Consider the following 14,221-nt stretch of genomic DNA (forward strand, 5'->3'; position numbering starts at 1 on the left):
ACCGCGGCGAAACCCATGCCCGTCGTGCGGAACACGACCTAGAGGATTTTCGGGATCACATCGATGAGGGCGATCGCAGCGAGGTCCTCCGAGAAGTGCTCAGTCAGGTCGCCTTCACGGTTTTCGCTGGTCATCAGCGTCAGCTTAGCCTTCTGCGAGCAGGCTGTCAGTGTGCAAGTCGATATCAGCTCGAGGCGGCGCCAGGGAAGATTGCGTCGCCGCAAGAACTTTTGGCTCACTGGCGGGTATAGTCGCAGGATCGACTGCGGCGCCGAGGGGGCTCGGCGAGTCGGTGACGGCTGTGGGCTGAATGATGAGTAGCGGCGCCAAGACTTTGGGCGGCGGGGCGCGGCGGCCGTGGTTGGTCGTCTGGCTGCTGCTGGCCCTGTTCTGCCAGTCGGCCTCGCCCGCTCGCGCCGCCATGCCTATGCCGCATGATTGCGGCGACATGGGCATGGCGGCGTCCGTGTCGCATGTCGCTGCGCCTGATGCCGATCATTCGAAGCATGGCGCGCCGACTGGCGACATGTCGGACTGCGACCGCGACTGTTGCCAGGCGGCCTTCTACGACGCGGCGCTTCCATCACCGCCGCTCGGGGTCACCTTCAGCCATCCGCTGACTTCGTCGCAGACTCTGCTGCAAACGCCGGCGCATGCTGCGCCCCGCTCGAAGCCCGCAAGTCTCAAGCCCGACATCCGCGGCCCTCCGTCCCCCCAGGTCTGACCCATTAGACGCCGCTGCGCCGTTCCTGACGGCTGCGCAAACCAACTGCATGGCGAGGCCGCCGGCCCGCCGGGGGATCTGACATGTCGAAACTACAATGGCTGATGGCGAGCGCCGCGAGCGCCGCCCTGTTCAGCGCGCCCGCCGCCTTCGCCGCGGAGGCCAGCGCCGCATCCGACGCCACGGACGGCGTCACCATCTCGGGCGTCATCGTCCAGGGTGTCGGCGCCGGCAAGGTCGGCGAGCCGCTATCGATCATCCAGCTCAGCAAGTCGCAGATCGAGGACACCGTGAACGCGGTCACGGTCGAGGACACGCTGAAGTACCTGCCGAACATCTTCGTGCGTCGCCGTCACATCGGCGACACCCAGGCGCCGATCACCACCCGGACGTCGGGCGTCGGCTCCAGCGCCCGCGCACTGATCTATGCCGACGGGGTGCTGCTGTCGGCGCTGGTCGCCAACAACAACACCATCGGTTCGCCGCGATGGGGGATGGTGGCGCCGGAAGAGGTGGATCACATCGAAGCCCGCTTCGGCCCGTTCTCCGCGGCCTATCCCGGCAACTCGATGGGCGCGGTGATGGAGATCACCACCCGCCTGCCCAAGGCTTTCGAGGCGAGCGCTAAGGCGCAGGTCTCGACCACGGACTTCTCTCAGTACGCCACCAGCGGGACCTACCGGACCTATGACGCAGGGGCCACGATCGGCGACCGGCGCGGTCCTTTCGCCTGGTGGCTGAGCTTCAACCACCTGGAGAGCGAGAGCCAGCCGCTGACCTACGCCACGTTGGCGCGTCCGGCCGCCACGAGCACGGCCGGGACCGCGGTGAGCGGCGGCTTCGTCGACGTCAACCGGCTGGGCCAGCCCATCCTGGTGGTCGGCGCGGGCGGCCTGGAGGACCAGACGCAGAACAACGCCAAGGTCAAACTGTCCTGGGACGTGACCAGCGACGTGAATGCGACGCTGCTGGTGGGCTATTTCGGTCATGACAATGACGCGGCGGGCCAGAGCTACCTGACCAACGCGGCTGGCGCGCCGGTCTACTCCGGCGCGGTCAACGTCGGCGGCTACAGCTACAACATCGCCGCGAGCGCCATCGCCAATGGCTTCTACCATCTGGAGGAAGCCCACTGGATGGAGGCGCTGTCGATGAAGGGCGCGGCCGGTGAGCGATTCAGCTGGGCCTTCGTCGCCACCAACTACGACTTCGACAAGGACGAGCAGCGCATCCCCAACGCCGTGCCGACCCTGGCCGCGCCGAACGTCGCGGGCGCCATCGTCGACTTGAGCGGCACGGGATGGAAGACCCTGGATGGCAGCGTGATCGTGCGCCCGACCGGCGTCGAAGGAATGCACGCGATCCGCTTGGGCGCGCATTGGGATCGCTACAAGCTTGCGAACCAGCGGTTCAACACCACGGATTGGCGATCCGGCCCCAAGGGGGCGCTGGCCAGCGCCTCGCGCGGCCAGACCGAGACCAAGTCTCTGTGGGCCGAGGACCTGATCAAGCTCTCCGACGCCTTCGACCTGACACTGGGCGCGCGCTACGAAGCGTGGGAGGCGTCGAAGGGGATCAACTACTCGCTGACACCGGCGCTGAACGTGGCCCAGCCCGGGCTCAAGTCCGACAAGGTGTCGCCGAAGGCGGTGCTGAAGTGGTCGCCGAACGACGACTGGCGCGCCACCGCCTCGGTGGGCGTGGCCTACCGCTTCCCGACCGTCGCTGAACTCTATCAGGCGGTGACCACCGGCAACACGCTGTCCTCGCCCAATCCCCTGCTGAAGCCGGAGCACGCCATCTCGTCGGAACTGTCGCTCGAACGGCGCTTCGAAGCGGGCAGGGTGCGGGTGTCGCTGTTCACAGAGGACGTGGATGATGCGCTGATCTCACAGACCGCGCCGATCACGCCGGGGTCGTCAGTTCTGGTCTCCTACATCCAGAACGTCGACAAGGTGCACTCGCGCGGCGTCGAGATCGTCGGCGAACTGAACGACGTGCTGATCGAGGGACTGAGCGTCCAGGCCAGCGCCTCCTACGTCGACGCCAAGATCGACAAGGACCCGGCGTTTCGCGCCGCGGAGGGCAAGCGCATACCGCAGGTGCCCGAGTACCGCTGGACGGCGGTGGCCACCTATCGGCCGAACGAGAAGCTCAGCCTGACGGCGGCGGCGCGCTACAGCGACCGGGTGTTCGCCACGATCGACAACACCGACTTCGTCACCCACACCTACCAGGGTTTCGACAACTACTTCGTCGTCGACGTCCGTGCCGCCTACCGGATGAACGACCATGTGGAGGCGGCGTTCGGCATCGATAACCTCAACGACCGCGACTACATCCTCTTCCACCCGTTCCCGCGGCGCTCGTACATCGCCGAGCTGAAGTACAGCTTCTAGGCGCCCTCAGCGTGCGACGGCGGCCGTCAGGCGGCCGTCGCGCCGGGTGGGGAGATCGAGGTTCGGCGTCGCAGTGAAAGCCGCGCCGTCCGAGACGCTGCCCCGGATCACGCCGGCCACCAGGTCGCGGAACCAGCGGTGGGCGGCGTCGGCCTGGAACTGGGGATGCCAGCTCTGGGCGATCGCCAGATCCGGGGTCTGGAACGGCAGGTCGAAGGCGTGCACGGCCATGCCTTCTCGGATCAGCGATCGGACGAACGAGGCTGGCGCGGCGGTCACGAGATCGGAGTGCGCCGCCACCGAAACCGCGGCGCGCGCGCTAGGGACGATCAGGGTCACTCGCCGCGCGAGCCCGAGGCGTCCCAGGGCCTCGTCGATAGGCCCCCAGGCCTGGCCGCGACGAGACCGCACGATGTGCTCGACCGCGGCGAAGGACTGCGGCGTGATCAGCGCGTCGAACAGCGGATGGCCCACCCGCGCCGCCCCCACGAAGCGCTGGCGAAACAGCGTCTGGCTGATGATCTCGGGCGGGTGCACGCCGCCGGAGCCTAGCTCCAGGTCGACGCGGCCGTTGCGCAGCGCGTCTTCGCTCTCGCGGCCTTCCGGTGCGAAGCGGAGCGACACGCCAGGCGCCGCGGTCTTGACCGCGCGCACGATCGCGCCGCTGAGCGATGTGGCGAGATCCTCGTTCGACTGGATGGTGAACTGGCGCGCCAAGGTGGCGGGGTCGAACTGCGGCGGCTCGAGCAAGGCGCGAGCGTCTGCGATCAGCTTGCTCAGCACCGGACGCAGGGCGCGCGCTCGGGGCGTGGGGGCGAGGCGCTGGCCGGCGCGCACCAACAGGGGGTCGTCCAGCATGTCGCGCAGGCGCGCCAGGATCCGGCTCATGGCCGGCACGCTGCGGCCATAGCGGCGCGCGGCCAGGGTCACGTTCTCTTCCTCGAGCAGCAACTCGAGCGCGACCAACAGGTTGAGGTCCAGAGATTGCAACGGACGCAACATGGTCCTCGGCGCCTTTCGTTCGTCCACAGACTGCGTCTCGCACGACCCGCCGTCAACTTAGCCAGGGCCTCTGTACGTCGCGGACGGAACATGGAATCTTGCCGCCACAGCCAGCCCGTCTAACAATTGTTCGACAGATAAAATCAGCACATGCGATCGGACCGAAGCCGGGCTGTCCCGGCGATGCGAAGTCCGGGGCGGAGGAAAAATCCATGGCGTATGAATTCGTGAAGGTCGAGCGCGAAGGCCCGATCACCATCATCACCCTCAATCGCCCGGAGAATCTCAACGCCGTGCACCCGCCGGCGAGCTTCGAACTGCACGAGGTGTTCAACGCCTTCGCGGCCGATCCGGATCAGTGGGTTGGCATCGTCACCGGAGCCGGCGAACGCGGCTTCTCGGCCGGCAACGACCTGAAGTATCAGTCCTCGGGCGGGGTGATGGGCGCGCCGCCCACCGGCTTCGCCGGCCTGACGCAGCGCTATGACCTGACCAAGCCGTTGATCGCCGCGGTCAACGGGGTGGCGATGGGCGGCGGGTTCGAGATCGCGCTCGCCTGCGACATCATCCTGGCCTCGGAGAACGCACTGTTCGCGCTGCCTGAGCCCCGCGTCGGCTTGATGGCCGGAGCGGGCGGAGTGCATCGGCTGCCGCGGATGATCGGCCTGCAACGGGCGATGAGCATGATCCTCACCGCGCGCAGGGTCGGTCCGGACGAAGCCAAGGACCTAGGGTTCGTCAGCGAGGTGACCAGCGCTGCAGACCTGATGCCACGGGCGCGCGCCTGGGCGCAGATGATTTGTGAAGGCAGCCCGCTCGCCGTGCGCGCCTCCAAGCAGGCGGTTATGATGGGTCTGGACGAAGACACCGTCGCCCAGGCGATGACCAAGCAGCGCACCTATCCGGCCTACGTCGCGCTGGCGCAGTCGCAGGACTATGTCGAGGGGCCGCTGGCGTTTTCGCAGAAGCGCACGCCTGCCTGGACGGGCCGGTGAGCGCCATGACGCAGGATATCGTCAGGGCGGCCCACGCTCAGTGGGCCGCAGCCTTCGCGGAAAGCGATATCGAGGCGCTGGTCGCGTTGCATTCGAGGCATGCGCTGTTCCTGGGCTCGACGCCCGCCCTGCGCCAGGGACCGGAAGGCGTCCGCGCCTACTTCAAAGCCTTGCCTCCGCTGGATCGCCCGCAGGCGGCGTTCAGCGAGATCGTCGCCACGCCCCTGGGCGACGACGTGATCAACCTGGCCGGCATCGTCACTTTTACGGTTGGCGATCATCCGCCTGGGCGGCGGCGGTTGTCGCAGGTGCTGGTGCGCGAAGACGGCGTCTGGCGTATCGCCGCCCACCACGTTTCGCCGGAGAGCTAGCGAGCGCGAGAGCTAGAACCATGGATTTCGATTTTCCCGCCCAGGACGATCCCCGTCGCTTGGCGGTCCGCGCTTGGTTGGACGCCCACCCTTCGCCATCGGCGCAGGCGCTGCTCGACGTAGGCTACCTCGTGCCGCACTGGCCCAAGCCCTACGGGCTGGATGCGGACGGTGAGCTGCAGATCATCATCGACGACGAACTGAAGCGCGCCGGCGTGGTGCGTCCCGGCAACATCATTGCGCACAACAATTGCGGACCGGCGCTGCTGAATCACGGCACGCCGCAGGCGCGTGAGAAGTACCTGATGCCCGCGCTACTGGGCGAGCACGGCTGGTGCCAGCTGTTCAGCGAGCCTTCGGGCGGATCCGACTTGGCCGCCCTACGTACCAGCGCGACGCGGGACGGCGACCACTACATCGTCCGTGGCCAGAAGATCTGGACCTCCGGAGCCCACCGCGCGACCATCGGCGTGCTGGTCTGCCGCACCGACGACCATGCGGCCAAGCACGCCGGCCTCAGCCAGTTCCTCGTCGACCTGCGATCGCCAGGCATCACCATCCGGCCGATCGCCGACATGCGCGGCGACGTGCCGACCGAGTTCAACGAGGTGTTCTTTGACGACGTCCGCGTGCCCGTGGAGAACCGACTGGGTGAGGAGGGGGACGGCTGGCGCATAACCATGCAGCAGCTGCAGAGCGAGCGCGTGGCGATCTCCGGCGCCGGCGTCCTTCAAGGCCACGGGCCCTCGGCCCGCGATCTGATCAACGGCCTGCGCGAGATCGGGCGACTGGACGACGGCGTCGTTAGGGACCGCGCAGCTGGGCTGTACATCGAGGGCGAGCTCATCCGCCTGTTGGCTCTACGCACCTTGAGCGACAAGATCGGCGGGCGCACACCCGGCCCAGAGGCGGCGATCCAGAAGATGCTGGCCACCGTCCACGGTCAGAAGGTGCTGGAGCTCGCTAAGAACGTCCACGGACATGCGGGCATGTTGGAGGGCGAGGAGCAGTTCCCCGGTCACAACGACCGCTTCCCAGGCGACCACGGCTGGGACGAGGGCTATTGGCAGGCGGTGACGCTGACGCTGCGCGTGGGCAGCCAGGAAGTGATGAAGAACGTCGTCTCCGAACGCTTGCTGGGCCTGCCGCGCGAGCTCGATCCGAGCGCCAAAGGCGACTGGTCAGAGCATCGTAAGGCGGGTCGTTAGCGCTGAGCTTGGGGGAACAGGCGCGGGTCTGAGGGGTTCACTGGGCCTAGTTGGAAAGAACACGCCCATGAACGTCAGTGAAGTCATGACCGCCCAGGTGGTCACCGTTAAGCCCACCAGCACGCTCACCGAGGTGGCGCGCGTCATGGCGCAGATCGAAAGCGGCGCGGTGCCCGTCACCGACGGGGACAAGGTCATCGGGCTGGTCACCGACCGCGATATCGTCATCCGAGGCATCGCCACCGGCGTGGGCCTCGACAGTCCCGTGTCCGGCGTCATGACCAGCGACGTGCAGACCTGCGCCGAAGGCGACAACGTCGCCGACGCATCGGCCAAGATGGGGTCCCACCAGATCCGCCGGCTGGTCGTGCTGAACGAGCAGGGAAACCTTGCCGGCATCCTGTCGCTGGGCGACATCGCCAAAGACTACGGCGCCAAGGTCGTCGGACGTACGCTGGAAGAGATTTCCGAGGACACCGCCGCTACTCAGTAGCAACACAGGCGATCACGCCCGTAGCAGCGCGGTGTCGATCGGCAGGCTGCGGATGCGCACGCCGGTGGCCGCGAACACCGCGTTGACTAGGGCGGGAATGGCGGGCGGCAAGGCAGGTTCGCCGAGGCCGGTGGGCGGGTTATCGGTCTTCACGAACCGGACCTCCACCGGCGGCGCGTCGCCGATCCGCAGCAGCGGATAGTCGGTGAAGTTGCTCTCCACCGTCGCGCCGTTTTCGATGGTGATCTTCTGGTGAAGCGCGGCCGAGAAGCCATCGATCACCGAACCGACCACCTGGCTGTCCGCGCCCGACGGGTTGATGATCGTGGAGCCCACGTCTCCCGCCACCCAGACCTGCAACGGTCTGACCCGCCCGTCGTCGTCGACGCGCACCTTGACCACCTCGGCGAAGTAGCCGGCATGGCTGTAGTGGAACGCCACGCCCATGCCGGTCCGCTTGCCCTGCGACCCGCGGTTGCGCCAGTTGGACATCTCGGCGACAGCGCTCAGCACGCCCCGCATGCGCCCTGCGTCATAGGCGTTCGCGCCGTCTCCCACGACCGCGGCGTCGCCGAGCAACTGCATGCGAAAATCGAGCGGATCCTTGTCTGCGGCATGCGCCAATTCGTCGATGAACGCCTGCATTACGAAGGCGAGCGCATTGGATCCCGGGGCCCGCCAAGGCCCTGTGGGCGCGTTCAGCGGTATCCGTGACGATACGATCCGGCAGTTGGGCACGAACCGCGCGGGGAACTCCGTGGGCGCCAGGCCGGCGCTCGACGCCGCCTGCTTCGCGTCGCCGAAAGTCACGAAGTGGTCCTGCCAGGCGACCACTCGCCCGTCTGGGTCGACGCCGCCCTTCAGGAAATGGAATCCGGCCGGCCGATAGAAATCGTGGCGGATGTCGTCCTCGCGTGTCCACAGCAGCTTCACCGGTGCGTTCACGCGCTTGGAGATCGCCGCGGCCTCGACGTAGACATCGACCTGCGCGCGGCGTCCGAAAGCGCCCCCGGAGCGCACCACGTTGACCGTGACGTCCTTGAGCGGCAACCCGAGGGTCTTGGCGACGCCCTCGCGCACGCCGCCTGGATTGCGCGTCGGCGCCCAGAGCTCAATACGTCCATCGCGATAATCTGCAGTGCAGTTCATCGGCTCGAGCGGCGCATGCGCCAGGAACGGGTAGTCGTAGGCCGCCTCAACCGTCTTCGCCGCCTTGGTCCAGGCCGCGGACACGTCGCTGTCCTGGCGCAGGGTCTCGTGCGGCGGGCCCTGGTTGAGCGCTGCGGCCACTCGGGCGAAGCCTGCGGTGCTCTGGTCCGAGCCGGAGTGGTCGGCCCAGCGCACGTTCAGCTTGGACCTTGCCTGGTTGGCGCGCCACCAACTGTCGGCGACGATGGCGACGCCGGAAACCAGGCCGTCGGGTTCATCGCCGCCCTCGATGACGAAGGCATCGCGCACGCCCTTGACCGCCTTGACCGCGTCCAGGTCGGCGGATGCGACCTTGGCGCGGAATACGGGGGCTTTCTCGTAGACCGCGTACAGCATCCCGGGTCGCACCACGTCGATGCCGAACAGCGGTTTGCCGGTGACGATCGCCGGAGTGGCGAGCTGGGTCATGGACTTGCCGACGATGCGGTAATCTTTCGCCGCCTTCAGCGTCACGGAGTCCATGGGGATTGGAGTGAGGGCCGCACATTGCGGCGCCAGCGCCGCATAGCTCGCGGAGCGGCCGGAAGCATCGTGCACGACGTGCCCGGGAAGCGTCGAACACTCGTGCGGCGCGCATCGCCAACCGACCGCTGCGGCCTGGATCAGGGTCGCGCGGCCCACGGCGCCCACGCGGCGCAGATCGTCCCAGTTCATCGCGATCGTGCGGCTGCCTCCGGAGCGCTGATTTCCGTACAGCTCCGCGTCGGCCGGCGCCTGTTCGACCCGGACGTTTTCCCACGCCACGTCCAGTTCTTCCGCGATCAGCATGGGCAGCGACGTGGCCACGCCCTGACCCATGTCGGGATGTTTGGCCATGATCGTCACCAGCCCGTCTGGCCCGATGCGCACGTAGGCGCTGAGGGTCGCAACCTCCTGCGCCCGTGCGGCGGGCGCGGCTCTGTAGGCCAGTACAAGGCCCGCGGCTGAAGCGGTCACCTTGAGGAAGTCGCGCCGCGAGGTCGCCGCCGCCATCTAACCCGAGCTCCTGTGTCGCACGCGACGCCGCCAGATTAGGATCTATGGACGTCTGCGCCAGCCTTGAATTGACGCGATGCCCGGAGCCCCGCCGCAACTTGACCCGGCGCAGTCGAGGGCGTGTCCTGCCTCCAGTGACATCGGCCGCGAGGCGACGGGCATATCATGGCGCTTACACCGCTGGAGCGACTGCGGGACCTTGGACTGGAATTGCCAGCCCTGGTGACCCCGCTGGCCAACTACATGTCCTGGAAGCGGGCGGGCGAGTTGATCTTTCTATCCGGGCAGGGCCCGCGAGGCGCCGACGGCGAGCGGATCGTCGGCAAGGTCGGCCATGACGTCACCGTGGAGCTGGCCTACGACTGCGCGCGACAGATCGGCCTGGGGTTGCTTGCCGCGGCGCAGGCGGCGGCTGGCGGGCTGGAGCGGGTCGAGGTGATCAAGGTGCTGGGGATGGTGAACGCGACACCGGACTTCAGGGAGCATCCGAAAGTCATCAACGGATGCTCCGACCTGTTCGTCCAGGTGCTCGGCGATCGTGGGCTGCACGCCCGTTCCGCCGTCGGCGTCGCCTCGCTGCCCGGCGGCATCCCGGTCGAGATCGAGGCGATCATGCGCGTCGCCTGAACAGCGCCACCCGCGCACGCCGACCCGTGACAGCCGGTTGCCGCGCGCCCGCATCAATGAATATCGTCGTCTTACCCTGGGGGGAGGCAGCGATGGCCGCCATTGATCCGACCGACGTCAGGCCCAACGCCTGCGACCTGACCCACAACCAGCTCGGCTGGATCGAGCGGGCCTGGGGCCTGCTCGACAGGGACCAGCTTGAACGCCTGATCAGCGAGATGGTCGACATCCCAAGCCCCACGGGCGGTGAACGCGCCTGCGCTGAATACGCCGTGACGCGGATGCGGGAAGGCGGCCTGGACGCCGAATACCAGGCGCTGTCGCCAGCGCGCGGCAACGCGGTGGGTCGCCTGCGTGGCGACGGTTCCGGGCCGTCGCTGCTGCTCTACGGTCATTTCGATCACTACATCGCCGGCGCGGACGACGACCGCCTGGTGGTTGGAGACCTCGACCATCCATCGTTCCGCTCGGTCGCGACTCGCGATGGCGAGGTGATCCACGGCGCGGGCGCGGGCAATCCGAAGGCTGGGGCGGCGGCGGCGATCCTGGCCGCCCAGGCGGTGGCGGCGAGCGGCGCGAAGCTCTGCGGCGACGTCATCGTAGGCCTGGTCAGCGGCGGCATCCATCGCGTCCAGGCGCCGCACGCCGGCCGCCCCTATGTGGGCGAGGCCTACGAGGGCCAGGGGATCGGAACCCTGCACATGCTGCGTCACGGCGTGCAGGCCGACTACTGCCTTAGCACCAAGCCTGGCTACCGGGTCGTCTGGGAGGAGCCCGGCGTCGTCTGGATCAAACTGACCGTGCAGGGCGTCGTCGGATACTCCGCGCGGCGCGGGGTGTTCCGGCGGGCGATCTCGGACGCGGCCAGGCTCATCCCCGCCCTCGAAGACTGGTTCGAGAGCTACGCCGAACGTCACAGCGACGGCCAGGTCGCTACTCCCGGCCACGTGGGCGCGATCGAGGGCGGCTGGCCGTTCAAGCCAGACTTCTCGCCCAGCGTCTGCAACCTTTATCTGGACCTGCGCATCAGCCCCCGTTCCGACGTCCGCGAGGTGCTGCGCGAGTTCGCCGCCTTCGTGGACGGTTTCCGGGCGGACAACCCCGACATCAGCATCGCCTGGGAGCCATACTCGTCGATGCCTGGTACGGCGACCGATCCGGCCAACTGGATCGTGCAATCGGCCATGCGGGCGTGGGAGGCTGTGGAGGGTTCGCCTCATCGGGCCCGTACAGGGCTTTCCGGGATGACCGACGCGGCGGTGCTGCGCACCTGGGGCATTCCCACCGCGCGGCTGGGCGGAGAGGTCCGCCACGCCGGCGACCCCGCTTTCGGCTTCCTGAGCGGGGAGGGCGCCGACCTCGACGTGATGATGCGCGTGGCGCGTTGCTACGTGTTCAGCATCATCGACACCTGCACGCGCTCCCTGGCGGAGGTGCGGGCGACCGGGGCAGACCTGCCCTGACGCTCTGTCGCCTTGACGATGTCGGATCGCGGCGAGCCTGCGCGTCCTTAGCCTGGAAGCCACCGCAACAGTAGCCGGAGCTACGGGATGGACGCGTCGCACTATCGGTGGGTGATCGTCGCCGCAGGGGGTTTGCTGGGCTGTGTCGCGATCGGGGCGATGTTCTCCCTGCCCGTGCTGCTTACGTCCATCGCCCGCGATACGGGGTGGTCGGTGACGGGGGTGTCCGGGGCCATGACGCTCGGCTTCATCGCCATGGCGTTGGGCAGCATGGCCTGGGGCGGTCTCTCTGACCGGTTCGGCCCGCGCCCGGTGCTGATCGTCGGCTCGGTGATCCTGGCGTCGAGCCTGGCGCTGGCCAGCCGCACGACATCGCTGTTCCAGTTCCAGCTCGCCTTCGGACTGATGGTCGGCGGCAGCACGGCGGCGATCTTCGCGCCGATGATGGCCTGCGTCACCGGCTGGTTCGACACCCATCGAAGTCTCGCCGTGTCCCTGGTGTCGGCCGGGATGGGCATGGCGCCGGTGACCATGTCGCCCTTCGCCGCCTGGCTGATCGAGCGCCACGACTGGAGGGCTTCGCTGCTGATCATCGCCGGTGTCGTCACCGTCGTCATGATACCCGCCGCGCTATTGATCCGAAGGCCGCCTGCGCTGGACGCCGTCGCGCCCGCGGACGGTGCGGGCGATGCAACGACGCCGGCGATCTCCGTGGGGCAGGCGCTGAGATCGCCGCAGTTCCTCGTCCTGATGGCGACGAACTTCCTCTGTTGCGCGACGCACTCGGGACCGATCTTCCACACCGTCAGCTACGCGATGGCCTGCGGGATCCCGATGATGGCCGCGGTGTCGATCTACAGCCTGGAAGGGATTGCAGGCCTCGGTGGACGCATCGTGTTCGGCGTGGCCGGCGATCGGTTCGGCGCCAAGCGCGTCCTGGTTGCAGGCCTTCTCGTGCAGGCGTTCGGCGCCCTGGCCTACGCCGCAGTCAGCGACCTGGGCGGGTTCTACGCCGTGGCTGCGTTGTTCGGCTTCATCTATTCCGGCGTCATGCCGCTCTACGCCGTGCTGGTGCGGGAGAACTTCCCACTGCACATGATGGGTACGATCATCGGCGGTACGGCCATGGCTGGCAGTCTGGGCATGGCGACGGGCCCGGTCGCGGGCGGCCTGATATACGACGCCTTCGCCGGATACATGTGGCTGTTCATCGGCTCGTGCGGCGTCGGCGTCGGGGCTTTCCTGATCGCGCTCACGTTCCGTCCCTTCGCGCGCGCCCAACCCGCGCTCGCGGCGGTCTGACCGCGTTGAACCCATCACGCGCAACGACGTTAGGCCTAGAGAGGACGCGAAGGGCCACCGCGATGATTGCGAACAAGTCTGCCGAGACCTCCATTGTGGCGATCGGCCACGTCCCGTCCCGGCAGATCCCCACGCTTCATAAAGGCCGGCCCGTCACCTACGCCCTTGATCCGGAAGGCTTCGCGGTCGAACTGCGGACCTTCGCGGAACCGGAGGCCGCGCGCGTCGATGCGCAAGTCGCCGCCGAGCGGTTTGCTGGCGAAATCGCCAGCGACGGCTGGTCGATCCGGTCGTTCACCGCGAACTGACGCTTGGTCGCCCAAACGGCGGCTGGCGCTGTTTCTCGGGTTCGGCCATCAGGAGCCCTGGCGCGCTCAAACGGCGATGCGGCGACAGAGCCCCTAGGCCAAGACGTGAGGGTGGTCGCGCGATATCTCTAACCGAGACCCACTTGGCTCCTCCGTAGACCCGCGCGTAAGGACAACTCCATGAAGTACCGCAAGCTCGGGGCGAGTGATCTCAGCGTCTCTGAAATCTCCCTTGGCTCCTGGCTGACGTACGGCGTCGGCGTCGAGCACGACGGGGCCAAAGCCTGTCTCGAACGGGCGTTCGAGCTCGGGATCAATTTCATCGACACCGCCAATGTCTACGGCCGTGGCGCGGCCGAGACGGTCCTCGGCGAGTTGCTGGCCGGTCGCCCGCGAGACAGCTACGTCCTGGCGACCAAGGTGTTCTTCCCGATGAGCGAGACCGACCGGGGTCTGTCCGCCGTGCAGATCCGCAAGCAGATCGACGCCTCCCTGGCGCGCCTGCGCACCGACTACGTGGACCTCTACCAGTGCCATCGATACGACCCGGCGACGCCGCTGGAGGAGACGATGGAGGCGCTGAGCGAGGTCGTGCGCACAGGCAAGGCCCGCTACATCGGCTTCTCCGAATGGTCGCCCGAACAGATCGAGGCCGCGTTCGCCCTGCCGGGCGTCGAGCGCTTCGTCTCCAGCCAGCCGCAGTATTCGCTGCTGCATCGGCGGCCGGAGGAAAAGGTCATCCCGATCTCCGCGGGCCACGGGGTGTCCCAGATCGTCTGGTCGCCACTCGCCCAGGGCGTCTTGACCGGAAAGTACGCGCCCGGCGCCCAGCCGCCTGCGGACTCACGCGCCGTCAGCCACTTGATGGCCTCGATGATGCAGTCCTGGCTGCAGCCTGACATCCTCGAGGCCGTCCAGAAGCTGAAGCCGGTGGCCCAGGAGGCGGGCTGTTCGCTGACGCAGTTCTCCCTGGCCTGGGTGCTGCGCCAGCCAAACGTCGCCTCGGCGATCATCGGCGCCAGTCGCCCCAGTCAGCTCGATGAGAACGCTGCGGCCTCTGGCCTGGTCATCGACCCCGCGTTGTTCGCCAAGGCCGAAGCCCTGGTCGCCCACGTCCGCCGTCCGACCTGATCTGCGGCGGTCGG

13 protein-coding genes are annotated in these 14,221 nt (G+C 67.7%); 11 read left to right on the forward strand and 2 right to left on the reverse strand.

All coding sequences use genetic code 11. From position 1 onward, the window contains the following. The first annotated feature begins 313 nt into the window (after positions 1–313). Both Q8R27_RS06515 and Q8R27_RS06520 read left to right on the forward strand, forming a co-directional pair. Positions 314–724: a hypothetical protein gene (locus Q8R27_RS06515; protein ID WP_305698249.1), complete on the forward strand. Its 411-nt coding sequence runs from the start codon at positions 314–316 to the stop codon at positions 722–724. 83 nt (positions 725–807) lie between these two features. Next, complete coding sequence (locus Q8R27_RS06520) at positions 808–3,123, forward strand: TonB-dependent receptor (protein ID WP_305698250.1); 2,316 nt, start codon at positions 808–810, stop codon at positions 3,121–3,123. A 6-nt stretch (positions 3,124–3,129) separates the two neighbouring features. On the opposite strand, the gene Q8R27_RS06525 is transcribed toward Q8R27_RS06520, so the two are convergent. Further along, entirely contained in the window at positions 3,130–4,125 is a 996-nt protein-coding gene (locus Q8R27_RS06525; protein ID WP_305698251.1) for a LysR family transcriptional regulator, read from the reverse strand. 212 nt (positions 4,126–4,337) lie between these two features. On the opposite strand from Q8R27_RS06525, the gene Q8R27_RS06530 reads away from it, so the two are divergent. From Q8R27_RS06530 to Q8R27_RS06545, 4 genes are all read left to right on the forward strand, one after another. Next, complete coding sequence (locus Q8R27_RS06530) at positions 4,338–5,120, forward strand: enoyl-CoA hydratase-related protein (protein WP_305698252.1); 783 nt, start codon at positions 4,338–4,340, stop codon at positions 5,118–5,120. A 5-nt stretch (positions 5,121–5,125) separates the two neighbouring features. Then, positions 5,126–5,491, forward strand: a complete 366-nt coding sequence (locus tag Q8R27_RS06535; protein ID WP_305698281.1) for an AtzH-like domain-containing protein — start codon at positions 5,126–5,128, stop codon at positions 5,489–5,491. A gap of 20 nt (positions 5,492–5,511) precedes the next feature. Further along, positions 5,512–6,699 carry an acyl-CoA dehydrogenase family protein gene (locus Q8R27_RS06540; protein WP_305698253.1) on the forward strand — a complete coding sequence of 396 codons (1,188 nt, stop codon included), beginning with the start codon at positions 5,512–5,514 and terminating at the stop codon, positions 6,697–6,699. Between the two features lie 67 nt (positions 6,700–6,766). After that, positions 6,767–7,192 (forward strand): CBS domain-containing protein, encoded by a 426-nt coding sequence (locus Q8R27_RS06545; RefSeq protein ID WP_305698254.1) that lies wholly within the window; start codon positions 6,767–6,769, stop codon positions 7,190–7,192. A gap of 12 nt (positions 7,193–7,204) precedes the next feature. Here the strand turns inward: Q8R27_RS06545 and Q8R27_RS06550 are convergent, their stop codons facing one another. Further along, the gene (locus tag Q8R27_RS06550) at positions 7,205–9,373 is read right to left on the reverse strand and encodes a xanthine dehydrogenase family protein molybdopterin-binding subunit (protein WP_305698255.1); all 2,169 of its coding nucleotides are present in this window, start codon (positions 9,371–9,373) and stop codon (positions 7,205–7,207) included. A 168-nt stretch (positions 9,374–9,541) separates the two neighbouring features. Here Q8R27_RS06550 and Q8R27_RS06555 point away from each other — a divergent pair, with 168 nt between their 5' ends. The 5 genes from Q8R27_RS06555 to Q8R27_RS06575 all read left to right on the forward strand — a co-directional run bounded on the left by Q8R27_RS06555 (position 9,542) and on the right by Q8R27_RS06575 (position 14,207). Further along, positions 9,542–10,003 (forward strand): RidA family protein, encoded by a 462-nt coding sequence (locus tag Q8R27_RS06555; RefSeq protein WP_305698256.1) that lies wholly within the window; start codon positions 9,542–9,544, stop codon positions 10,001–10,003. Between the two features lie 92 nt (positions 10,004–10,095). Continuing rightward, positions 10,096–11,466, forward strand: coding sequence for a M20 family metallopeptidase (locus Q8R27_RS06560; protein ID WP_305698257.1), 1,371 nt, complete (start codon positions 10,096–10,098; stop codon positions 11,464–11,466). An 87-nt stretch (positions 11,467–11,553) separates the two neighbouring features. Beyond that, entirely contained in the window at positions 11,554–12,768 is a 1,215-nt protein-coding gene (locus tag Q8R27_RS06565) for an MFS transporter (protein WP_305698258.1), read from the forward strand. 62 nt (positions 12,769–12,830) lie between these two features. After that, on the forward strand, positions 12,831–13,076 hold the full coding sequence (locus tag Q8R27_RS06570) for a hypothetical protein (RefSeq protein WP_305698259.1): 246 nt from the start codon (positions 12,831–12,833) through the stop codon (positions 13,074–13,076). Positions 13,077–13,256: 180 nt separating this feature from the next. Beyond that, entirely contained in the window at positions 13,257–14,207 is a 951-nt protein-coding gene (locus Q8R27_RS06575; RefSeq protein WP_305698260.1) for an aldo/keto reductase family protein, read from the forward strand. Positions 14,208–14,221 lie beyond the last annotated feature (14 nt).

This window comes from Phenylobacterium sp., assembly GCF_030697305.1.
GTDB lineage: Bacteria > Pseudomonadota > Alphaproteobacteria > Caulobacterales > Caulobacteraceae > Phenylobacterium.